Consider the following 22,100-nt stretch of genomic DNA (forward strand, 5'->3'; position numbering starts at 1 on the left):
CGTTTCCTTAAGGCGTTGACTGGAACGCCTTGCGGCCTTCTGCGTCCAGCGCCGCGAAGTCTTCATCGGATAGGGTGATGTCGGCTGCCGCGACATTCTGTTCCAGATGGGCGACCTTGGACGTGCCGGGGATCGGAAGCATCGCCTTGCTGCGCATCAGGACCCAGGCAAGAGCAATCTGGCTTGGATGCGAGCCGTATTTCTTCGCCATCGTGTCCAATATGGATCCCGGCCTGGCGAGGTCGCCGGCGGCGAGAGGGAACCACGGGATGAACCCGATGTTCTGCTGCGTGCAGTAGTCGAGTACGTCCTCGCTGGTGCGATCGACGAGATTGTAGCGGTTCTGGACGGTCGCGACCTCGAAGAATTTCGATGCTGTTTTGATGTTGTCGACAGAGACCTCGCTCAGTCCTGCATGACGGATCAGTTTCTGATCAATGAAGGAGCGGATCGCGTCGAACTGTTCGTCTGCCGGGACTCTGGGATCGATCCGGTGGAGTTGCCACAGATCAATCTGCTCGACGCCGAGGTTGCGCAGGCTTTTGTGCACCTGCTGCAATAGATATTCCGGCCGTCCGACCGGTTTCCAGATGTCGGGGCCGGATCGGGTGAGGCCGCCTTTCGTCGCGATGACCAATCCTTTGGGATAGGGATGCAGAGCTTCCCTGATCAGCCATTCGGAGACGTCCGGACCATAGGAATCCGCCGTGTCGATGAAATTGACGCCGAGTTCTGGGAGGCGCTTCAGTGTGCGGATGGCCTCGTCGTGATCGGCGGGCGGTCCCCATATACCCTGGCCAGTGATGCGCATCGCACCGAAACCAAGCCGGTTGATGCCGAGATCGCCGCCAATCCTGAATGTGCCTGATCGGGAAGCGTTAGAGGGGGACTGGATCATGGGTTTAGGTTCCTTCATGACAATGTCGTCTCTGAGGCCAGTATCTCGGCCAGTCTGTCGAAAGCTGGCTGGTAGATCTGTGTCGGCATCCGGGCCTCCATACTGGCGGCATGTTCGGCTGGGGCTTCGAACTGCCCCCGCCATTGGATGAACGTGTGGTCATTTTTCGTTATAGGAAGAAGGCTGATGGTAGAGCGATAGTTCCGGACCGGCAGGGCTGATTCAACGATCGAGAACGTGACCGCGTGATCCACGTCGGAGAGTGCCAGAAGCTGTTCGCGGATGAGTCCGACATCGCCCATCTCAACCAGGCGAATTGCGCCGACGCGGTCACCGGACTCATTGCCTTCGATCACGCAGCTTCTGACGCCCGGCAACCAGCGTCCAAGAGCGTCGAAATTACGGACCAGCCGCCAGACAGAGGGAAGGGATGCAGGAATGATGCTGCTGGCCATAACGTGGATCATGAGGCCTCTCCCGGTTGTGAATGTCTGAGTGTCATAGCGATTGGCCTCCCGTCACCTCAATGCGTTGGCCATTCACCCAGCGCAGGTCGTCAGACAGAAGGGCACGGATGGCGGCACCAATGTCATCGGGCTGCCCGACCCGCCCCAGAGGCGTGATCTCTGCAAGGCTTTTATTGATCGTGGCATCGTCACGGACCAGACCACCACCGAAATCCGAGGCGATCGCACCGGGGGCGACGGCATTGACGGTAATGCCCCGCTCTCCCAGTTCTTTCGCCATGTAGAGTGAGATGACTTCGGTAGCGGCTTTCATGGCTGAATAAGGTCCATGATCCGTCAGGTAGAAACGGGTCGCGGCAGAGGTGATGTTGAGAATACGACCGCCGTCCCGGATCAAGGGCAGGAGGGCCACCGTCAGAAGATAGGGGCCTTTGAAATGGATGTTGTACTGGTTGTCGAGCTGTTCGGATGTCGCAGCATCGAAGCGAGTGTGAATGATATTGCCTGCGTTCTGAACGACATAACTCAGTGCACTGTGCTCGAACTCATGTGCTAGAAGTGCTCTGACCTGCCCGGAAAAATTCGCGAACGATTCATGGTCCACGATATCCAGCTTCAGCATGCGCAGTTTTGCGTTTTCGCCGACGAGGGCTGCTTCGGCGGCGTTCGCCTCGTCTTCGTTGGAGTGATAGGTCCCGATCACGTTGATGCCCGAGGCAATCAGATGTTTCGCGATACTGTATCCGATGCCGCGATTGGCCCCCGTGATGAATGCGATGTCCTGTTTGCTCATAACTGGATTCCTTGGCCGAGACACGGCGATATGTTCCGGAATTTAATTCCGTACTGGATGGTCCATAATATGTGCGCAAAACAGGGTCAAGGAGTTATGGAGTGGTCGATATGGAATTAACGGCATAAGGCTTGGCCTGTTGCAGGCTCATCAATGTCTGGCAGACCGTTTCACGGCGTGGTGAGCAGCGCGTTGGCATCCCATAAGGTCAGAAGCGAAGTGATGGCGGCATCCAGATGTGTTGACGTCATCCCGTCCCGCGCTTCGCATGTCATGCCATGGAAAAATATCGCGAAAATATCGGGCAGGGCCGCTGTTGTCGCGCAATCGCGCAGTTCGCCGCGGGCAATCGCGCGCTCCACGCAGACCCGGATTCCGGTCCGCGTCCGCTGGCGCTCTGCAGCGAGAAGGGCCTGAACGGCTTTATTTTCGGGCGAACAGTTACTGGCGCCCGAGACGACCAGACAGCCACAGGGATGCGTCCGGGTCGCCTGCATACGCGCTGAACCGCGCAAAGTCCGTTCAATCGCATCCCGCGGTATCAGGTTTTCGTCCCATAAGGGCGACATCACCTGTCCGTAGGTCGCCAGATAATGCTGCACGACTTCGCGAAACAAGGCTTCCTTCGAGCCGAACGCGGCATAGAAACTTGCCGGCGAAATATTGCCCATGCAGGATTTGAGCTGTGTCAGGGAGGTCGGTTCGTAGCCCTGCGCCCAGAAAAGCGTCATGGCGGCATTGAGTGCTTTGTCCCTGTCAAACTCCCGGGGACGCCCTGTTCGCGCCATGGTATTGCTCCTTTTGAAAGATTTTCATATTAAGTGATCCAGAAGTAATTGCCAAGAATTTACGCTCTCATATATAGATCGTTCGATCCATATATGAGAGCCGTATGACCTCCAAGACGATATCCCTTCGCAGAAGTCCCGATGACAGATTACCTATGGCCGGCTTACTCGCCTTGGCGATGACTGGCTTTATCTGCATCATGACCGAAACTCTTCCCGCAGGTCTGCTGCCTGAGATCGAGGCTGGGCTGCATGTTTCCCCCGCCTTGGCAGGGCAGATGGTCACGGCTTACGCCTTGGGCTCCCTGAGTGCTGCGATCCCGCTAACATTGGCCACACAGCGCTGGCGGAGAAGGCGGGTTCTATTGCTGGCGATCATTGGTTTTGTAGTTTTTAACTCCGTCACAGCATTCTCGACGGATTATGACCTGACCCTCGTGGCGCGATATGGCGCGGGTGCAGCGGCAGGGCTCGCCTGGGCCTTGCTGGCAGGCTATGCACGCAGAATGGTGACCCCCGCCCAGCAAGGACGTGCTCTGGCTATCGCCATGGTTGGCACGCCGATCGCGCTTTCTCTGGGTGTTCCGGCGGGCACTTGGCTGGGCGCGACTGTGGGATGGAGACTGGCCTTTTGGATCATGTCGGGCGCCACCGTGCTGTTAATCGTTTGGGTTCTGGCGAAGGTTCCTGATTTTCCAGGCCTCGCACATCATGAGCGCCAGCCGTTCGGTCATGTCCTGCGAACACCGGGGGTACGGTCTGTTCTGGGCGTCGTGGTGACATGGATGCTCGCGCATAACGTTCTCTACACCTATATCGTACCCTTCATTACACCGGCAGGGCTGGCAGGAGAGGCGGACCGCATCCTCCTGCTTTTTGGCCTTGCTGCCCTTGCAGGCATCTGGCTCACCAGTTGTACGGTCGATCATGCCCTGCGGCTTTCCGTTTTGGTCAGTCTGGCAATATTCGCTGCTGTTGCAGGTGTTTTTGCAATTGGGGCAGCATCGCCTGCGGTGATCATGATTGGCGTTGCGATGTGGGGTCTGACTTTCGGAGGGGCCGCGACGTTGCTCCAGACGGCACTGGCCGATGCAGCCGGGGAGGGCACAGATGTTGCGTTATCGATGAATGTCGTCGTCTGGAACAGCGCCATAGCCGGTGGTGGCCTGTTGGGTGGTGTGTTGTTGGAAACGTGGGGAGCTCTGTCATTCCCCTGGGTCGTGATGGCACTCGCTGCTGCGAGCTTCCTGATCGCATGGCAAGCCCGCTTTTATGGGTTCCGACCTGGCCATCGGCTCGGGCATGGAAAAGAAAACTGAGTATTCGATGGTAAGCAGGGGATTGCGTTACTGCGTGATCAGGCCCTGGCCAAGGATTGGTGTGCCGCTATACCTGCCAGGACACCCGACGCTGCTGCGACCGTTGCATTATGCATCGGGCTAGCGGCATCCCCAGCCACATAGACCCCGGACACAGAGGTTGCGCCCCAGGTATCGACCTTGATGAACGGACCGGTAGGTCCGTTTTCCAGAATACAGCCCAGTTTCTCGGCAATCGGGCTGGCAGGTCTGGTTTTCGGTACCGTGAACACAGCGGCGACTTCAATGAGCCGTCCATCCGCCAGCTTCACGGCATCCAAACCAGGAGCATCTCCGATGAGAGAAATGATCGGAGAATGTTCGATCGCGACGCCGCGCTTGCTAAGCAACATTGCCTGCTCTGGATCCGGCTCGTAAATTCCCTGAGTGAAGTAAGTTGTTGGTCCCCAATCGGGTATTAATGTTGCCTGATGGACTGACATTGGGGTTGTGGCGATAATTCCAAGCTGATGATTGCGGACCTCATATCCGTGGCAGTAAGGACAATGAAGAACGGTCTTGCCCCATCGTTCCGCTACACCAGGGATATCGGGCAAAGTATCGGAAACGCCAGTAGCGATTATCAGTCGCTTCGCCTGATATTTGGCTTCGTTGGCTAGATGCACAGTAAATGTCTTGCCATTTCGTGCCACCTTCTGCGCGTCGTTCTGCAAGATCTGCGCATTTGGATATCGCCGTAATTGTGCAGTGGCTTCACGCATAATGGTGTTAGGCGCTTTGCCGTCCTGGCCGAGGAAACCATGAGACGCGTCTGCGAAGCGGTTTCGCGGTAAGCCAGCATCGATCAGCAAAACGCTCAGGCGAGCCCGTGCCAGCTGAATAGCTGCCGCTTGTCCGGCAAAGCTGCCCCCTATCACGATCACATCATACATCGTTAAATCCTATTCAACTTCATATGTAATATATGGAGTTACATATATGCATATCAGCTTTTTGCAACTCTTGATGTGACATGATAGAAGGGCCTAAAGGGCAGGCGATGCAACTGGACGGGCGATTATCGAGAATGATGCATTTGCTGATCCATATGGATCGCGCGAATGGGCCCATCACCTCCGGTGAAGCAGCGGAAATGCTGCATACCAATCCGGTTGTTATTCGGCGTACGATGGCGGGCCTGCGGGATGTGGGGTTCGTCCGTTCCATCAAGGGGCATGCTGGCGGGTGGACGCTTCTGAAGCCGCTGGAAAGTATCTCGATGCTTGATGTCTACAAAGCCGTGGGGCAGCCGCGTATTTTCGCAATTGGTCTGGTCGACCCTGCGCCCGATTGCCTCGTCGAGCAGGCCGTGAACGCCTCAATGACGAGCGCACTGGAAAAAGCCGAGGCGCTTCTGATCGCTCAACTAGGCGAGGTCACTCTTGCCGCAATCGCCAAAGATTTTGACCGGCGCTTTTCTGCGTCTTGCGCGAACTCGCTCTGAACCAGGGTAGTCTGCCGCTTTAGAGCTCAAAAAGCTTTGTATTTAATCCATGGAATAAAGCTCAAACGTAAAGCCGCACAGTGCATAAAAATGGTAGCGGCTGTTTGCACGGGACCCTTCTTCTATGTGGGGTGTGCTTTGAGAGACCTTTTTGCCATAAACCTGTCTTTCATCGCGGAAACAAACGTTCGAACATTTACGGACTGACGTTCTTTGGCAGGGAACAGGATGAAGACCGGAAGTACTGAGGCGGGGGTATCAGTCAAAATTCTTCGAAGCTGCCCATTTTCAACAAATTGGTGAGTTTGGTAGGATAATGCCGTGACGATGCCTAGATCTTCGATGGCGGCTGTGAGAGCCGCATCGACACTGTTCACGAAAAGCCGGGGCGAGACTTTTATCGAAAAACCAGATGTCCCGCCCTGTCGCCACTCAGAATATCCCGCTGCATATTCATTAACCTCAATGAGGCTATGCGTTGCGAGATCCTCAAAAACCTGTGGCTCTCCGTGATTCTTCAGATAAGCCGGGCTGGCAACAAAGATTTTCTGGACCTCTCCGATTTTCTGCATCTTCAGGGCGCTGTCTTGTGGAGGTGCAATCCGGATGGCGAGATCAATTCCTTCTTCCACCAGATGAACAACCCGGTCTGTCAAAAAAAGCCTGATGTTCAATTGCGGCCAGGCTTTTAAAAGTTCTGTGACAACGGGAAGGACGTGTACCCGTCCGAAAATAACGGGGGCGGTGATCGACAACACTCCTTGGGGAGCAGTCCTCGCACCTTGCGCTATAGCAATCGCACCATCTAGGTCGAAAATCGCTGCCCGACACCGAGCCAGAAACTCCACGCCTTCAGTGGTCAGATGCACAGAGCGGGTTGTACGGCTGAATAAGGAGATTCCGAGGGCTGTCTCTAGGCTTCTCACCGTCCGTGTTACCGTTGTTGCCGAAAGACCCAGCTTCCGGGATGCTCCGACAAAACTGGCGTGATCGGCCACGGCCATAAAGATCCGCAATGCCGGAAGGTCGATCAGATCTCTCTCCTGTAATCAACAAATTATAGCCATAAAACGCAATAATGAAGTGCGATTTCGACAGATTATCGCATGCCTTGTTGCGTGAGAAGACAATGTATCTGTTCAACCGTTTTTTTCGGGAGTCCCCCATGAAGCTCTATTATCATCCCCTTTCGGGGCATGCGCATCGGGCGCACCTCTTTCTCTCTCTTGTCGGCTTGCCTCACGAATTGACGCTTGTCGACCTTGCCGCGGGTGAGCAGAGAACTCCGGAATTTTTAAGGCTGAACGCCTTTGGAGAAATTCCCGTTTTAGATGATGACGGGACTATCATTGCGGATTCCAATGCCATCCTTGTTTATGTCGCGCGAAAAATGGGGCCATCTCATTGGCTGCCAGAGGATCTAGTAACAGAGGCGGAAATTCAACGTTGGCTGTCTGTTGCGGCAGGAAAAATCACATATGGATGCTGTGCTGCGCGTCTTGTGACAGTCTTTGGCGTCCCCTTCAATCCGGAAGAGGTCATCCAGCGTGCTCACGACACACTCAAAGTGATCGACCAAACCTTGCAGGGCCGGACCTGGATCGCAGGAACCCAAGAACCGACAATCGCGGATGTCGCGCTTTACAGTTATGTCGCGAGAGCTCCGGAAGGAAATGTTGATCTATCAGAATACAAGGCCATTAGTAGATGGTTGCAGCGCACGGAAAGCCTAGAGGGATTTGTTCCATTCGCGAATATTGTAGCGGATTTGAAAACAGGAGAGGCGCAATGAACTTCTCTCATCTGAGTCTAGATCATGTAGGCATTCGTGTGACGGATCTCGCCGTTTCCGAACGGTTTTATGCCAAATTTGGCTTCATCCGTGATCCAGAAGAATACGCTCCAGCGGTGAAAGCCTGTGGTCTACATCACCCATCCGGGCTTCGTATTCATCTTATTTTTAATGGTGTGTCAGACCCGGCTGGTAATGTTCTGATGGATGTTCCTGTCAAATATCCAGGATACACACATGCGGCATTTATTATCGAAAGTATGGTAGATTTTGTTCCCTGGCTGGAACAGGAACGGATTACGATCACAGAAGGCCCCGTGCATATGGGACACGACAGACGCGTCGTTTGTTTTATTCGTGATCCAGACGGAAACGTTCTGGAATTTAATGAAATTCTCCAGTAATTCGTCTTTCTGGAACTCTGAATTTGATAGCCGAACGAGGACACCGATAATAAAATTCAGCCGATATCACTTAGATCGAGTACTACCAAGGTAGATTGTTCGACGCATACGCTGAACGAATGAATCAAGAAGGTCGACGCCGGTAAGCAGACTAGTCTTGAATTTCTATCTGTTCGTGCATTTTAAACCAGATCAGGGACGGAGAGAATGGAGCAGGGTTCATGAGGCGGCATGCCTACCATTCGTGGCGGCAAAGAGCGCGAGGGAGGCAAGGCACATGAGCGTTCCTGCGCTCGCAAAGCCCCACCAACCTGCAATGCTGTAGAGTGCGGCCCCGCCAGACGATCCGAGCGCACCGCAGACGAACACACCGCCCATATAAGCAGCATTCAGGCGTCCGCGCGCAGTGTCGTTGAGACTGTAAACCACGCGCTGGCTGATGACCTGATTGGTTTGCACCCCACCATCCAGCAGCAGCGCAAGTACCGCGAGGACGATAATCCAACCTGCAGCGACGGCCCAGCCCGAGGTGAGAGACGTTGCGCCTACGAGTGCGATTGCGCTCAGTGTCGCCGGACGGGTCAGTCCGGCGTCAGCCAAGCGTCCTGCGAGAGGAGCGGCCAGTGCGCCGCCTGCTCCCGCGAGTGCGAAGAGGGCAATCTTGCCCTGGCTAAAGCCGAACTGGGCATGAAGCAAAAGCGGAATGGCGGTCCAGAACATGTTGAAGACAGCGAAGACGAGACCATGACAGGCGATGCGAACCCTTAACGTCCTGTATTGGACCAGAAGATGCATGATCGACCGCAAGAGGCTTCCGTAAGACATGCGGCGGGTTGGGGCCTGAACGGGCAGAACGCGCGCCAGCCCAAGACCCGCGAGCATCATGACGACAGCAGAGACCCAGAACACGGCTCGCCAGCCGAACGCGGCCGCCATAGCGTTTGCGACGGGCCGCGAGAGCATGATCCCCGACAGCAGGCCGCCCATGATATTGCCGATCGTTCTGCCACGTTGACCGGGTTCCACGAAATGCGTGGCGAGCGGCAGCAGAATCTGCGACCCCACGGAACACAGACCGATGGTGACGGAAAACAGCATGAATGTCGCGACTGAGGTGCTGAGCGCCGCTCCGATCAGACTGACGACAAGCCCGGCAATCGTCAGGAGGATCAGACGACGGTTTTCGGACTGGTCGCAGAGCGGCACGATCAGGACCAACCCAGCCCCGTAGCCGAGTTGGGTCAGCGTGACGATACTTCCCGCCCATGTGGAGGAAATGGCCAGTGCACTCGTGATGGGGCCGATCAGAGCCTGCGCGTAGTAGATGTTCGCGACCGTCAGGCCGCACACCCCGGCGAACAGTCCGGTTATCGCCGGTGTCAGGCGGAATGTCGTGTGAGCGGTAGCGTTTGTCACGGGCGGCCTTCTGGCAACTTTTGAGGCGAGTGGCGGCTCAGAACGTGTTCCTGAAAATGATCTCGTCTGTCGGAAGGATGCCGCCGGTCGGGTGAGGGGACTTGGCACATTTACCGACCGCGACGAACATGACGATTTCATGGTCCTCGGGAAGATTGATCAGCTTGCCCACTGCGTCGAAGTCGAAACCGTCCATCGGGCATGTGCCGTAGCCCATGCTTTCGGCCTGTAGCATGATGGCTGCCGCTGCCATACCGCACGAGCGCATGCCTTCGTCGCGCTGGACCTGTTCGCGTCCACGATAATACTGATCGATCGCGCCGGTCATGAATTGCTGCACTTCGGTGGAGGCGTTTTCCCAGTAGCGCGTGGTGGATTTCTCCCACGCCTTGATGTCAGCGCAGAGAACCAGAAGCACGGAAGAGTCGGTAACCTGAGCTTGATCCCATGCGACGGCGCGGATCTTGGTGCGCAGTTCTGGATCGGTCACGGCGACGAAGCGCCAATTCTGGATGTTGAACGCCGTTGGCATACGGCGGGCGAGACCGAGCAGTGTGTCGAGTTCAGCGTCCGTCATGCGGTGGTCGGGATCGAAGACTTTGGTAGCGCGGCGTTGCAGAATGGCACTGGCGACGTCGAGGGGCATGACATTTCTCCTGTTGTGTGGCTCTGTTGTACAATTTACCCTGTCAACGCGGAGAGGGCATTAAGGGTGCTTAGGCTTATGAGACGGCCCGTCTGATGGGTGTTCCATCGTTCCCCTTGGCCCGTCCGGGATAGCCGTAGGCCTACAGAGTTTCATTTCGGGTGATGGCATCTTTGCTGATGCGAGGCGCCATAACACTACATTCTTTTTGGGAGGTATGATCTACCATGTATCAGGGCTGGTAATGGTTTCATGAGATCGCCTTGTGTCATACACACTACCAGCCGTGACGCTGACTGGCGATCTCTTCATCGTCGGGGATCTGTTCCCGAGACTGGGGCCGGAGCATAGCATCACTGATATCGCTTCCTATCATGTCTATGCTCCTGATTTATATGGCTATTCATGGAATTTTTCAAATGTACGGAAGGAAAAAGAAAGGCATGTTTAAGACATTACTATTTCCTAACATGCCCTTCAGGAAGAATACTAGCGCGTCATAGATTTAAACAATTGTGTCTGTTCGACCAGCGCGCGTTCGGTTGGCAACCGTTCCATACTCGATGCACCATAAAATCCATGGCAATCAGGGCAAGCCTTGAGGACTTTCTGGGCATCTTCAGGCATTGCAATCGGTCCGCCATGGCAAAGAACGATGACGTCGTCTCTCACACTTTTGGCAGCATCCGTCATCTGGTTGATCAGCGTTATACAGTCGTCCAGTGTGAATGCTGTTTCTGCACCAATATTGCCACCAGTTGTCAGGCCCATGTGGGCAACCAGAACATCCGCGCCCGCTTTTGTCATGCTGACAGCTTGCTCTGGGTCGAAGATATAAGGGGTCGTGAGCAAATCTTTCTTGCGGGCCCGAGCGACGACATCCACTTCCATAGCATAGCTCATGCCGGTTTCTTCAAGGTTTTTTCGGAATGTACCGTCAATCAGCCCGACTGTCGGGAAGTTTTGTATACCAGAAAAACCCACCCTGCGTATTTCGTCGAGGAATACATCAAAGTCCACAAATGGATCGGTACCATTCACGCCGGCAAGTACTGGCGTGTTTGGGACAACTGGCAGCACCTCACGTGCCATCTCCATAACGATCTGATTGGCGTTGCCATAAGCAAGCAAGCCCGCAAGTGAACCGCGTCCAGCCATGCGGTAACGACCGGAGTTATAAATGACGATCAGATCGATGCCGCCCTCCGCCTCACATTTGGCGGAAAGACCTGTTCCTGCTCCGCCCCCAACGATGGGGCGCCCTTCTGCGATAAGGCCGCGCAAACGACCAAGAATAGTTTCGCGTGCAATGCTAGGCATTGAATTCGGTCTCCTTGAACATTGTCTGAAATTCGTCCGCCATTGCCTGAGCAAAAGCAGAATCATTGAGCGCATATGGCAGGCGTATCAGCCTTCGCCTTGCGCTTTCGCGCAGCATCCCTGATAACGCCGCGACGAATGCTTCATCGGCTTCGGGATCGAAAAAGACCTCTCCAGCCGCATCAAGTAAAGAAAAGCCGCCTTCCGGTATAAAGAATGCGACGGGGCCTTCGCAGTGATTCAGGCGTTCGGCAATCATTTGCCCCATCTGACGACATTCTTCGGCTGATGTACGCATCAGTGTGATGTGTGGGTTATGCTCTACCAGAACACGATTTCTATAATTTTGTGGAACCGTATCTCGGGCAGCGAAATTGACCATGTCGAGACCACCGCAACTGCCGACATAAGGCACTTTAGTGCGTTCAACTGCGCCGAGCCGGTCTTCTCCACAAGGAAAAATACCATTCGCAATGAGGTCGCAGAATTCCGTTGTTGTAACGTCAATTACACCGCGTATGACTCCACGATCAATAAGCTGTTCCATCGAACGACCACCCGTGCCGGTGGCGTGAAACACCAAACAGTCAAACTGATGATGCAAGGTATCAGTCAGGTGTGTGACGCAGGGTGTCGTTACACCAAACATCGTCAAGCCAATCGCAGGGCGTTGGTCTTCGGGTTCATGCGTCGCAGAACGCACCATACCGGCCATGGCATTCGCTGCGTTTTCGAGCACTCGCCGCGACACACGGTTCAGCCCTTGCATATCGACCACGGAATACAGCATTGCTATATCGGATCCACCAACATAAGGCGCAACGTTTCCAGATGCCACGGTGGACACAAGAATTTTTGGAATACCGATGGGCATTGCCTGCAAAGCAGGTGCTACCAGTGCGCTGCCTCCAGACCCCCCTAGTGCCAGTACTCCTGCCACATCAGGGCGCGAGGAGAGATAGTGCAACAACGCGTCAGACATTCCTGCAATTGCTGGACCTCTGACATTCCCGAATACGGCATCGGGCCCACGCGGGTGGCATGATGCGACGTCCCATGCCACGACATCGGTGGCTTGAATGACACCGGTGCAATTGTGTCCTGTGGAGACATCGACAACTCTGGAGAGCACACCACGTTCCGACAATTTGGTTTGCAGATAACGGAGTTCTGCGTCCTTGGTGTCTCGCGTTCCGATGATATAGACGTATTTTGCCATCGTCAGGCCATCCGGGGACACGGCTCAAGCAATGTGACCGTCAGTGGTCTTTCCAGTCCTGCCGTAAACGTCTCTTTCATGGCCAGGAAATGTGCCGTCTGCTCATGAATTAGAAGCGCGTCGAGACTCTCCCACTGTTCGATAAACACGAGATGCTGCGGGTTGTTTTGGTCACGCTTGCAGTCATAGGAGATATTGGACGGCTCTAAACGCGACGCGATAACGCATGCCGCAACTGCGCCGAGGACGGCATCTTTGTGTTCAGGTCGGATGTAGATTTCGGCAATGATAGTAAGGACATTTGTTGATAGGTCTGACATGCTTTCTCTCCGCCGCCTGACTGTTCTTGTCAGACTAACGCGGAGTGACACTTTCAGCCTAAGACTATAGTGTCGCGTGACACTTTTCTTTCTACTAGTTCGCATGCCTGACGTATGCGCGTCAGCGCTACGGTCAGATTTTTGAAGGATACGGCACCCAGGGCGAGCCTTACGCCTGTTGTTTGAAGGGTGTCGCAACTGGCAAAAGCGCTCGGTGGTGCGATTGAAACACCGAGTGCCTTTGCGTTTTCAGCGACGTTTTCTGCTGTGGATGCATCCATGGGCAGCCAAAGGTGAAAGCCGTCTCCACCCGGTTCTGTCATGCGTTTGCCCAATATATTACGGGCAAGATTCCGTCGTCTTGCGGCTTCGGCACGTAAAGATTGACGGACGCTGCTAGCCGTTCCATCGCTCAACCACTGAGCCATCATCGCATAGGACAGGGGAGCGATCATCAGGGATGATGCAAGCAGTACTGGAAGTGTCTGCGCTGCGAATGCAGCTGGGGGGGCAAGCGCGCCTATGCGCAAACCTGGACTGATGATTTTTGACAGACTGGAAACATGAAAAGTCCGTTCCGGAATGAGCGCCGCGAGAGTGTGGTTTAGCTTGCTCTGTCCAGCATAGACACCATCTTCGATGACCAGAGCATCGAACCGGCGGCATAACTGGGCAATGGCATGTACTCGATCGCTATCCATGCAAGCGGTGGTTGGATTATGCAGGGTGGGCGTTACATACACTAATGCCCGTCCAGTTTGGGGTGACGATAAGGCGGCTTCCAGCCCATCAGGCATCATCCCGCGCGCATCCATGGCAATACTTTGCAAGGTTTTTCCTCCGCGACGCACTGTGTCCAGCATGCCGGGGTAGGTCACCTCTTCGGTTATAATGCTGCCCACATGTGGGCGCGCGACGGTGAACGCCACGCTGAGTGCCTGTTGCGCTCCACCAGTCAGTAACAGATTTTCCGGATCGATTTCGATACCGCAACCTGTCAGCCAGTGCGCCATAATTCGACGGTGTTCGATATGTCCAGCAACAGGTGGATAAACGTTAAAAAGGGCGGCGTCGACGGTACGGGCCAGACGTGACAGGGTGCGAGCGAGTGCTCGGTCACTAAACATGGGCGGGGGCATATTGGTGGACATATCCAGCAAAATCGACCGATCATCCGCCCGTGCTGCAACGAAAGATCCACGCCCATGCTCGGCCCGCACTAATCCGCGTCTTTCAAGAATGGCATAAGCGCGCGTAACGGATCCAATGCCGATGCCCAGACGCCACGCGAGGTCACGGTGTGCTGGCAGTCGATCGCCAACAGACAAAATACCATGGAGTATGTCTGATCCCAGCACGTCGGCTAGACGCTCTGCTGACGATCCGGTTCCGTCTGGGAGACGTGCATTCCAAGGTGACTGGCTTCGCATTGTTTTGCCTAATTAATTTTAGAAAGCTCAATAGTGGGGGAATACCCCGCTCTGGATGGCAGATGGAGGGTGGTTAGGACTATTCTATCGTATCGTCCCGCCCCCGCGAAGCCAGAAGCCAATCGTCAGGGCTACCTGGAGGGTTCGAAAAACCCTCTGGTTTTGAGTCTGTCTCTGTGATTCCATTTCTCCTGCATTGATTGAGGGAGAAGATGAAGCAGGCTGGTTTCTTTGACGTTGAAGAGCGGCTTGCGCGATTGAGCGGGCTTGGTGATCAGCTTGAAGCGTTCTGCCCTGATCTGGAGAAGGCCCTGGCCTATTCAGATGGAAGCAAAGGCGGGCGACGGCCATTTGATCCGGTGCTGATGTTCAAGATCCTGGTGATCCAGACGCTGAACAATCTGTCTGATGAACGGACGGAATATCTCATCAACGACCGGCTGTCGTTCATGCGTTTCCTTGGTCTGGGGCTTTCAGATCGGGTGCCTGATGCCAAAACAATCTGGCTGTTCCGTGAACGCCTGACACAGGCGGGGGCCATTGAAAGACTGTTTGAGCGCTTTGATGCGACCCTGCGGAACGCAGGCTATCTGCCGATGTCGGGTCAGATCCTGGATGCAACGCTGGTGGCTGCTCCAAAGCAGCGCAATACTAATGCCGAGAAGGTAGATCTCCGGGCAGGACGTACCCCCGAAGACTGGCAGGACAAGCCGTCCAAGCTGTCGCACAAGGATCGCCATGCGCGCTGGACGCTGAAGTTCACGAAGGCGAAGCGGCAGGATGATGGAACCATGCCATCCAGCGATCTCGCCATCCCGTTCTTTGGCTACAAATCCCAGGTATCGATAGCGGGGCCGGGTTTGATGCCATGGAGAAAGTCGGAGAAGCGCAGGCTTCGGAGACGTGGTTGTGGATCAGACCCGGTTCCCAGCATGCCGGGAACCGGGTCTATACTCTCAGAGCGAACCAGGCCGGTTCGGGGCTGAAGTCCCTGAGAGATCCGCCGATCGTCTCGTCTTTTGTGAAGCATGAACCCGGTCCGGCCGCGCTGACGGGGCAAGAGTAACAAGATTGTGGCGTCTGCTTTGAGTGAAGTTGATCGGCCACGAATGACACACCTGACTGTGACCGTAGCGTTGGTTCCCTCACCAGAAAGGACCGACCATGACATTCCGTATCATTGGTATTGATCTGGCCATTCGCGGAGATCACCTCGCTCAGATCTATGACGATGGCCGCCCTAATGGCCGTGCAATTCGTTTCAGGCACGATCAGCCCTCACTCGCCGCTTTTGTTCAGACAGCCGTGATGGGGCTGAGAGCGGATGACCACATTCAGGCCATCATGGAGCCAACCGGCATGAGCTGGTTTCCTGTTGCCCACCATCTTGCAGATGCTGGCGTCACCGTGGCTCGTGTCAAGGGAAAACGGGTCAAGGCTCTACGCCGTTACCTTTCCGAACACGCCAAAACGGATATGGCTGATGCCCAGATCCTGGCGGCCATACCGTCATTTGGTGGACCACGTCTTGATCCAGTCCACATTCCGGATCCGCAAAGCCACGCTCTTCAACGTCTAATCAAACAGAGAAGCCGCTTTCAGAACGAGATCGCGGATGCCAGGCGGCGCCTGCTTGATCTCATTCGTTGGGCATCCCCCAGGCTTGAAGCAGTCTTGCCCGACTTAGGAACACGGCTCTCTTTGGCCCTGTTGCAGAAATGGTTTCACCCCTCGGATGTTTTGAAGGCGCGTCGTACGACATTCGCCAAATATGTTGGAGCTCATGCGGGAGGGAACCATCCGCGCAGTGGGCCCTTTGTGGAAACGCTGATCACAGGGTTACGTGAAGCGGCGCAATACGCTCAAGACCTTCATGGGACACACATTGATTTTTCGGAACTACAATTCCAAATCGCGACGGGAATTGAGAATGTTCTGAAGAAAATCCAACCAGTTGAAGATTTTGAGCAGCATATTGCAGATCTCTATAAACACCTCGACCCACAGGCTCTTCTGCTCAGTGTTCCGGGTGTCGGCCGTCATCTCGCGCCAACCCTGATCGGTATCTTGCAGAACATTGAGCGGTTTCATTCCGAAAAACATTTACGGTGGTTCTGTGGCCTGTTTCCCAGGAGGGCTGATAGTGGTGGTGTGGAGCGAGCGGGCCAGACCCTGATCCAGGGTGGCAATAACCGCATCAAACATGCACTTTATCTTGCTGCTGATACGGCACGAAAAACAGATCCTGAACTGGCAGAACTTTATTGGAGGCTGATGACGGCGAAAGGTCATCATCACAAACAGGCTTTATGTGCCGTTGCCAATCGTATTGTGAACCGGATCTTCAGCGTTCTCAAACGAGGAAAGCCTTATGAAGTGCGCGACAGGGAGGGAAACAGCATCACCCTCTGTGAAGCAAAAGCTATCACTCTGGAGCGCTATACTGTCGGAGAAAACAGTAGAGCAGGACGTCGTTCCAATCGGATCGAAAAGAACTCCTGAAACCGGAAAAATTGCTTGCGCTCTCGGTACAAGATCACGTCTCCATCGACCGGAAGTATCGGTTCATCCGGAAATGGAAGACGACGGATGCCGTTGCCAGCGATGGCGCGCGATTGAGAGAGGGGCTGCTGGATAAAACCAATACGGCCTCAAGCGTCTGGGCAGACACGGCCTATCGCTCCAAAGCCAACGAAGACTTCATGGAAAAGCAGGGCTTTGTCTCCAAGGTTCACAGGAAAAAGCCGCATCTCAAACCTATGCCCCGGCATATCCAGAAATCGAATGCCGGAAAGTCTGTGATCCGATCTCGTGTCGAGCATGTCTTTGCCGATCAGAAATCACAGACGGGACTGCTGATCCGAACTGTCGGTATCACCCGGGCCACCATGAGGATCGGGCTCGCCAATATCGTCTATAATATGCGCCGTCTTCTCTTCCTGGAGCGAATCAGCGCGAGCGCGTAGTCATCCAGCAGGGGACAGCCCCTAATCCGTTCAAAACACAAACAGAAAACGCCCCAAAGAACCGTCAATCAGATTGCCAAAACCCAGAAATCACGGGCCAAGCACATCAATCAACGGTTCTTCGATCCCTCCATCTGCATTTCGTGCCCTCTTGACGAGGCAAGCATCTCTTCCAATTTTTCTTTCGCTGGACGCCATCGGGTCCGGCATAGGCTCTGTGAGCCAGACAACTGAAGTCCATGTTGCTTTAATCGGAGGATGTGGATGTCGACACTGAAAGGACTTTATTCCCGCTATCGCCGCTCCTTGCGCACAGCCGCCCGGAGATGGCGCAACCGACTGGAGGGAGGCGTATCATGGTAACGCGCCCCCTTTTTGGAGACGATCCGCTAGCTCCGCGTGTCCTCTCCGTGCTCCGCCGCCTCGGTCATGACGGACGTGGCGTGATGCTGACGTCTCTGGTGGCCCATACCGGTATACCGGGGATCAGACTTCGCTCTACGCTGGAATGCCTGGTCCAGGCGGGCACGGTCACCCCTGCCGGGTGTGATCCTCTGGCTTCTGATCTCGCGTTCCGTGTCCCCATGCGGGCAAGAGCCGCACCGCCAGTTCCGATCGCGGCGTAAGGCACAACCGCGCCGGGTAGATCAGAAACGCCTTCTCCGAGCGGAAGCGCCATCTTTTCTGGAACGACCGCACGAATGAGAGGGTGGAGCGGGGCCTTCCATCGGAGGTCCCGCGTTTCTGCAGATGAAATCAAAAGCAGCGAGAACAGGGAGATGTCGAGTTTTATTCATCTTCTCAACCTGAAGGCGCTTCAGCACTATTGGAATAACCATCCCCCCGTGCCCCGTTCACGGGGGACAATGCGGCCAGTTTGGTCGCACTCCGCGGGAAAGACGGAGCGAGCGGAACAGACAGCCAAGCAACCTCGGCACCTTCGGCAGCGGGAGAGGCCACATGTCGCTGTCGGTCTCATCCTCATGCTGCTGGTCGGAATGGTCTCGCCGACATCAGCTCATGCACCGCAGGGTATGCTGTCGTGCGAGACAGAAAAGCAGCCGGTAAACATTCCATCCATGCCACTGGCCCGCGCCATAGAGATATTGAGCCGGCAGACCGGGTGCCCGGTCCTAATCGACCCGATCCTTATGGACGGCAGGACCTCGGCAGCCGTCAAGGGCGCCTATACGCCTCAGGCCGCCCTCCTGCATCTGTTCGGATCCGTGCATATCGACGTCACCGCCACTGTTTCTGGCTTGAGCGTCAGTCCTCTGGATGCGACGGCTCTGACATCGGGTGACACGCGGTCCGGCCTGAGGAGTGCACCATGACTCTTCATACGGACAGGCCGAACAAAATTATGTCGCTTCCGACCGTTCAGATCAGCACAGAACTGGCGGTCCTGCTTGCCCACTATCTCAGCTACGAGGAAAAAGACCGCGGATACGGCGGCCTCATGCATCGGGCGGCTGACCATCTGATTTACCACCTGGTATCTCGCTGGAGAACCGCGCCAGACCCGGAAGCGACGACCCGACCAACGCCGTGGTCCGAAAACTCCTGCCTGTCGCTGACCGCACGCACATGGCCAAGGCCTTGGGCTAGTCGTTGGGAGACCTCGAAAATCAACTGACATTGGCCTTGCCAAAGGCCGTGCGAGATCATGCCAGAATATTGTCCTGTTGTCTGCCATGCTGGCACCGGATGTAAGCCGGAAGGGCCATGAGCCCTTCCAGAGACTGATTCAGTCCGCAGGGGAGTTCGCATCCACATCCGAGGGATCAAGCGGTTCGACCAGTCCTTTTAACTCTGGATCAGTGGAACTGCTCTAAAAGAAAAACCAGACCCAGGGCGTGGGAACTATAACGCAATTCATAGATGGGAAAACGGCTATGGAAGACCTCTCCATGAAACGTTCCTGGCAGAGCAGGGACTGGTCCCACTTCATCAAGCTGTTCAGGGGCCTGACATTCTACGAGCGTTTTGAACAGGCGATCATTCTGACCCTGATTGCGCTCATCATGCTGGTCACCGCCATCGCGACGATTCATCTGATCGGCGCGGTATGGCATCTGGTCGTCGATGTCGGAATCGATCCGATCAACCAGACGATCTTCCAGGCGATTTTTGGCGCGATCTTTACTGTTATCATCGCCCTTGAATTCAAACACTCCCTGCTGGTCGTTCTTGCCCAGCATGAGAACGTCATCCGGGTACGGACCATCGTCCTGATCGCCCTCCTGGCGATTGCCCGCAAATTCATCCTGCTGGATCTGCATGATGTGACTGCCATGGAACTGTTCGCTCTCTCGGCGGCTGTTCTGGCGCTGGGTGCCGTCTACTGGCTGGTCCGCGAGCAGGATGCGCGTGTCGCGCGCGATGCCAGAGAACAGGCGCATCTTGAAGATAATCCTGCGGCCCGCTGTGAGCCTGAACGGTCTTCATCCTGAAGAATCGAAGTAAAGGCGGTCTATAACGCCGCCTTTACTCAATCCCCACTATGTCTCGTGCGATGAGGACGTCTTCTTCGCCGTCTCTGGCCCTGACGGTGCCAGATGATCTGTGTCGATGGGCCGGAACGGCGGAATGGGTTGTCCGGGAGAGTAGACCGGTCCCTTGTAGTTCTGATCCAACTGGCTTGCGTTCAAGCTGTCGACCAGCATATCACCTGTGCCGTCTTCGTAATGAGTGCGAGCCCCGGTTTCGGGGATTGTGGACGTTCCCTCAGTCGCCCTTGCATCGAACGATGTTGCAGTCGTCCGGACAACATCACCAGCATGTGCGCCCGACTGGCTCAGTAGAGACAAGCTCAGAGCAGCGCACGACAGAGATATTTTCATCCTCTTCATGCTCATGACCTTTCGAGATTCTCCCTCGGCCGGATGAATGGCCGGGGGAGAGTTTTCGTCACGCCATCAGGCTGCCTCTTTCCGCGCCTCAATCTGGGGCACGGCTTCCTCCGCACGTGCTGTAGAGGACGTAATCGCGATACGACGCGGCTTCATCGCTTCGGGTATCTCACGTTTCAGAGTAATGGACAGAAGTCCGTTCTCGAAGTGCGCATCGGTGACTTTCATATGCTCGGCCAGATCGAAGCGGCGTTCGAATTCTCTGCCCGCAATACCCCGATGGAGATATTCGGTGGCGCTTTGCGGCTCCGGCGCCTTTCGACCTGTCACGACAAGAGTATTGCGCTCCTGTGTGATCGTAAGGTCGGCCTCGGCAAGTCCGGCAACCGCCATGTCGATCCGGTAATCATCCTCACCGGTCTTGACGATATCGTAAGGCGGCCAGTTATCGACCGCCGGAATCCGGCTGGCGAGATCAAGGGCGTTGAGCATTCTGTCAAAACCCACGCTCGAACGGAACAGGGGAGCAAAATCAACGGTGGCTCTCATAGCCATATCCTCCTTTGAGCAACATGGACACAAGATCAAAACTGATAGTTCTGTCTGCCGACCCCTTCGGCGGCCGGCAGATTCAATCTGGGCACTCCGTGCATGGTGTCAAGAGGTATCAAAAATGCAGAAAGGCAGGTTTGGGCGTCCTCAATCGTTCGCGTGTTCAGAGTGGACCAGAACAATGCCTGATAGTATCGGATGGAAGTTGCTGGCCGTGGCATTCGCCGCGACCATGCTGATTGCCGCTCCGGCGGAGGCCTGGCCGTGGATTTATGCTGGACCACCCATTGTCGTTCCACCACCAGTCCTGGTCGCGCCGCTAGCTGTCAGTTGGGGTGGGCGGTCTCCTTCAGAAGGCTTATCAACCGCCGGTATGGCACATCAATGCCGCAAGGAGGCCTTCCACCCCATCTGACATGTCTTGTTCTATGATACGTTCTCAGAAGGGGCTGCTTTTATGCAGCCGAGCGGAGAATGCACTCGGGTGGGAGGAAACTCCATCAGCTCATGGTGATTGCGGACTGTCCGCTTAGGAGCTTGGCGAATGGGGGCTTGTATGTCCGGGATGAGGGCGACTACAGCCCGTCTGCTCTGTTGTTGATGAGCCGACAGGCTGTTTAGGGGGGGAAGCGGCAGGTCGGCTATGCACGCAGATATGACAAAAGCGGACACGAAACTTTGTGCTGCGATCTGGTTGCGCTTAATTTGTCTACCTTAGAATAAATCTCCGTGCTATGAAGTGACTAGTTTAATGGTCAGGAGATTCGATGTGCAAACTGTGAATTTGGTGGACGCAAAAGCCCACCTCAGTCGTTTGGTCGATCAGGCCATGCAGGGCGAACCCGTTCGCATTATGCGTCGGGGGAAAATCGTCGCACAAATCGACAAAGTCACATGCAAGCGCAAGCCTGTTGATTTGAACGCTCTGCGCTCGCTTACAGCCAATATGACAGTCCAGGCTGTGTCCGCGCGAGAAATGGTACGGGATATGCGAGACGAGGCACGATATTGAGCGTTTATATCGATACGTCCGTTCTGGTTGCCGCGCTGACCAACGAGGCAGAGACAGACCGGATGCAATCATGGCTTTCCAGTCAGGATCCAGACGAATTATTTATAAGTGATTGGGTCGCGACTGAGTTTTCTTCCGCACTTTCAATCAAACTACGGAGCGGTCAGATCAACGTTGCTGACCGTGCAAATGCGTTAGCCCTCTTTACTCGTCTGTCCGCTGAAAGCTTTCAGATTTTGCCCATAACGACACAGCAGTTCAGGGCAGCGGCGCGTTTTTCTGATCAGTATGCGTTAGGGCTGCGTGCAGGTGATGCCTTACACCTTGCCGTCTGCGCCGATCACGGAGCAACGTTATGCACTCTTGATAGACGCCTCGCTGAGGCAGGTCCTAATATAGGCTTAAAAACAAAGCTACTATAAT

At 55.1% G+C, this 22,100-nt stretch carries 27 protein-coding genes and 2 pseudogenes; 14 read left to right on the top strand and 15 right to left on the bottom strand.

The genetic code is table 11. The features are described 5' to 3' along the window. Positions 1-7 precede the first annotated feature (7 nt). The 4 genes from GKO01_RS11355 to GKO01_RS11370 form a co-directional block, all read right to left on the bottom strand. Positions 8-898 carry an aldo/keto reductase gene (locus tag GKO01_RS11355; RefSeq protein WP_063904062.1) on the bottom strand — a complete coding sequence of 297 codons (891 nt, stop codon included), beginning with the start codon at positions 896-898 and terminating at the stop codon, positions 8-10. 14 nt (positions 899-912) lie between these two features. After that, a complete protein-coding gene (locus GKO01_RS11360) occupies positions 913-1,365 on the bottom strand; it encodes an SRPBCC family protein (protein WP_099287162.1) in 453 nt (150 codons plus the stop codon). 31 nt (positions 1,366-1,396) lie between these two features. After that, a complete protein-coding gene (locus tag GKO01_RS11365) occupies positions 1,397-2,158 on the bottom strand; it encodes an SDR family NAD(P)-dependent oxidoreductase (RefSeq protein ID WP_099287163.1) in 762 nt (253 codons plus the stop codon). Between the two features lie 170 nt (positions 2,159-2,328). Then, positions 2,329-2,946, bottom strand: coding sequence for a TetR/AcrR family transcriptional regulator (locus GKO01_RS11370; protein WP_099287164.1), 618 nt, complete (start codon positions 2,944-2,946; stop codon positions 2,329-2,331). A 104-nt stretch (positions 2,947-3,050) separates the two neighbouring features. Here GKO01_RS11370 and GKO01_RS11375 point away from each other — a divergent pair, with 104 nt between their 5' ends. Further along, positions 3,051-4,265, top strand: coding sequence for an MFS transporter (locus tag GKO01_RS11375; RefSeq protein WP_099287165.1), 1,215 nt, complete (start codon positions 3,051-3,053; stop codon positions 4,263-4,265). 38 nt (positions 4,266-4,303) lie between these two features. Here GKO01_RS11375 and GKO01_RS11380 read toward each other — a convergent pair whose 3' ends face one another. Next, positions 4,304-5,197 carry an NAD(P)/FAD-dependent oxidoreductase gene (locus tag GKO01_RS11380; protein WP_099287166.1) on the bottom strand — a complete coding sequence of 298 codons (894 nt, stop codon included), beginning with the start codon at positions 5,195-5,197 and terminating at the stop codon, positions 4,304-4,306. Positions 5,198-5,331: 134 nt separating this feature from the next. Between GKO01_RS11380 and GKO01_RS11385 the strand changes: the two genes are divergently transcribed. Beyond that, positions 5,332-5,748 (top strand): RrF2 family transcriptional regulator, encoded by a 417-nt coding sequence (locus tag GKO01_RS11385; RefSeq protein ID WP_244901436.1) that lies wholly within the window; start codon positions 5,332-5,334, stop codon positions 5,746-5,748. Between the two features lie 122 nt (positions 5,749-5,870). Here the strand turns inward: GKO01_RS11385 and GKO01_RS11390 are convergent, their stop codons facing one another. Next, positions 5,871-6,764, bottom strand: coding sequence for a LysR family transcriptional regulator (locus GKO01_RS11390; RefSeq protein WP_264817136.1), 894 nt, complete (start codon positions 6,762-6,764; stop codon positions 5,871-5,873). A 149-nt stretch (positions 6,765-6,913) separates the two neighbouring features. On the opposite strand from GKO01_RS11390, the gene GKO01_RS11395 reads away from it, so the two are divergent. Further along, positions 6,914-7,540, top strand: a complete 627-nt coding sequence (locus tag GKO01_RS11395; protein WP_099287175.1) for a glutathione S-transferase family protein — start codon at positions 6,914-6,916, stop codon at positions 7,538-7,540. Beyond that, positions 7,537-7,944, top strand: coding sequence for a VOC family protein (locus GKO01_RS11400; protein ID WP_086649761.1), 408 nt, complete (start codon positions 7,537-7,539; stop codon positions 7,942-7,944). The genes GKO01_RS11395 and GKO01_RS11400 overlap by 4 nt, the downstream gene beginning before the upstream one ends. 219 nt (positions 7,945-8,163) lie before the next feature. Here the strand turns inward: GKO01_RS11400 and GKO01_RS11405 are convergent, their stop codons facing one another. From GKO01_RS11405 to GKO01_RS11430, 6 genes are all read right to left on the bottom strand, one after another. Beyond that, on the bottom strand, positions 8,164-9,360 hold the full coding sequence (locus tag GKO01_RS11405) for an MFS transporter (protein WP_233142704.1): 1,197 nt from the start codon (positions 9,358-9,360) through the stop codon (positions 8,164-8,166). Positions 9,361-9,397: 37 nt separating this feature from the next. Continuing rightward, complete coding sequence (locus tag GKO01_RS11410) at positions 9,398-10,006, bottom strand: nitroreductase family protein (protein WP_077804069.1); 609 nt, start codon at positions 10,004-10,006, stop codon at positions 9,398-9,400. Between the two features lie 489 nt (positions 10,007-10,495). Further along, positions 10,496-11,326 carry a phosphoenolpyruvate hydrolase family protein gene (locus GKO01_RS11415; protein WP_077804070.1) on the bottom strand — a complete coding sequence of 277 codons (831 nt, stop codon included), beginning with the start codon at positions 11,324-11,326 and terminating at the stop codon, positions 10,496-10,498. Further along, on the bottom strand, positions 11,319-12,545 hold the full coding sequence (locus GKO01_RS11420; protein ID WP_077804071.1) for a Tm-1-like ATP-binding domain-containing protein: 1,227 nt from the start codon (positions 12,543-12,545) through the stop codon (positions 11,319-11,321). The genes GKO01_RS11415 and GKO01_RS11420 overlap by 8 nt, the downstream gene beginning before the upstream one ends. A gap of 2 nt (positions 12,546-12,547) precedes the next feature. Next, positions 12,548-12,865, bottom strand: coding sequence for a putative quinol monooxygenase (locus tag GKO01_RS11425; RefSeq protein ID WP_077804072.1), 318 nt, complete (start codon positions 12,863-12,865; stop codon positions 12,548-12,550). A gap of 53 nt (positions 12,866-12,918) precedes the next feature. Beyond that, entirely contained in the window at positions 12,919-14,295 is a 1,377-nt protein-coding gene (locus tag GKO01_RS11430) for an aminotransferase-like domain-containing protein (protein ID WP_077804073.1), read from the bottom strand. Positions 14,296-14,507: 212 nt separating this feature from the next. Here GKO01_RS11430 and GKO01_RS11435 point away from each other — a divergent pair. From GKO01_RS11435 to GKO01_RS11450, 4 genes and pseudogenes are all read left to right on the top strand, one after another. Next, positions 14,508-15,143, top strand: a pseudogene (locus tag GKO01_RS11435) (transposase); the annotation flags it as partial. Positions 15,144-15,459: 316 nt separating this feature from the next. Then, entirely contained in the window at positions 15,460-16,797 is a 1,338-nt protein-coding gene (locus tag GKO01_RS11440; protein WP_077804074.1) for an IS110 family RNA-guided transposase, read from the top strand. Positions 16,798-16,826: 29 nt separating this feature from the next. Further along, a pseudogene (locus GKO01_RS11445) lies at positions 16,827-17,261 on the top strand (transposase); the annotation flags it as partial. A gap of 356 nt (positions 17,262-17,617) precedes the next feature. Beyond that, positions 17,618-17,887, top strand: a complete 270-nt coding sequence (locus GKO01_RS11450) for a hypothetical protein (RefSeq protein WP_077804075.1) — start codon at positions 17,618-17,620, stop codon at positions 17,885-17,887. A gap of 175 nt (positions 17,888-18,062) precedes the next feature. Here the strand turns inward: GKO01_RS11450 and GKO01_RS16310 are convergent, their stop codons facing one another. Beyond that, positions 18,063-18,221: a hypothetical protein gene (locus tag GKO01_RS16310; protein WP_244901437.1), complete on the bottom strand. Its 159-nt coding sequence runs from the start codon at positions 18,219-18,221 to the stop codon at positions 18,063-18,065. A 23-nt stretch (positions 18,222-18,244) separates the two neighbouring features. On the opposite strand from GKO01_RS16310, the gene GKO01_RS16315 reads away from it, so the two are divergent. The 3 genes from GKO01_RS16315 (at position 18,245) to GKO01_RS11465 (ending at position 19,714) form a co-directional block, all read left to right on the top strand. Beyond that, positions 18,245-18,595, top strand: a complete 351-nt coding sequence (locus tag GKO01_RS16315) for a hypothetical protein (protein ID WP_235993401.1) — start codon at positions 18,245-18,247, stop codon at positions 18,593-18,595. Beyond that, positions 18,592-18,897, top strand: a complete 306-nt coding sequence (locus tag GKO01_RS11460) for a hypothetical protein (RefSeq protein WP_233142707.1) — start codon at positions 18,592-18,594, stop codon at positions 18,895-18,897. Before GKO01_RS16315 ends, GKO01_RS11460 begins: the two co-directional genes overlap by 4 nt. 259 nt (positions 18,898-19,156) lie before the next feature. Then, positions 19,157-19,714: a phosphate-starvation-inducible PsiE family protein gene (locus GKO01_RS11465; RefSeq protein ID WP_077804077.1), complete on the top strand. Its 558-nt coding sequence runs from the start codon at positions 19,157-19,159 to the stop codon at positions 19,712-19,714. A 48-nt stretch (positions 19,715-19,762) separates the two neighbouring features. Here the strand turns inward: GKO01_RS11465 and GKO01_RS11470 are convergent, their stop codons facing one another. Both GKO01_RS11470 and GKO01_RS11475 read right to left on the bottom strand, forming a co-directional pair. Beyond that, positions 19,763-20,104 (bottom strand): hypothetical protein, encoded by a 342-nt coding sequence (locus GKO01_RS11470; protein WP_099287170.1) that lies wholly within the window; start codon positions 20,102-20,104, stop codon positions 19,763-19,765. A 75-nt stretch (positions 20,105-20,179) separates the two neighbouring features. Beyond that, a complete protein-coding gene (locus tag GKO01_RS11475; protein WP_077804079.1) occupies positions 20,180-20,662 on the bottom strand; it encodes an Hsp20 family protein in 483 nt (160 codons plus the stop codon). Positions 20,663-20,846: 184 nt separating this feature from the next. On the opposite strand from GKO01_RS11475, the gene GKO01_RS15990 reads away from it, so the two are divergent. From GKO01_RS15990 to GKO01_RS11490, 3 genes are all read left to right on the top strand, one after another. Further along, complete coding sequence (locus tag GKO01_RS15990; RefSeq protein ID WP_167383471.1) at positions 20,847-21,080, top strand: hypothetical protein; 234 nt, start codon at positions 20,847-20,849, stop codon at positions 21,078-21,080. A gap of 336 nt (positions 21,081-21,416) precedes the next feature. Continuing rightward, positions 21,417-21,677: a type II toxin-antitoxin system Phd/YefM family antitoxin gene (locus GKO01_RS11485; RefSeq protein WP_207728951.1), complete on the top strand. Its 261-nt coding sequence runs from the start codon at positions 21,417-21,419 to the stop codon at positions 21,675-21,677. Continuing rightward, positions 21,674-22,099 (top strand): type II toxin-antitoxin system VapC family toxin, encoded by a 426-nt coding sequence (locus GKO01_RS11490; RefSeq protein WP_077804081.1) that lies wholly within the window; start codon positions 21,674-21,676, stop codon positions 22,097-22,099. Before GKO01_RS11485 ends, GKO01_RS11490 begins: the two co-directional genes overlap by 4 nt. Position 22,100: the final 1 nt, after the last annotated feature.

This window comes from Gluconobacter kondonii, from assembly GCF_002723995.1.
GTDB classification, from domain to species: domain Bacteria; phylum Pseudomonadota; class Alphaproteobacteria; order Acetobacterales; family Acetobacteraceae; genus Gluconobacter; species Gluconobacter kondonii.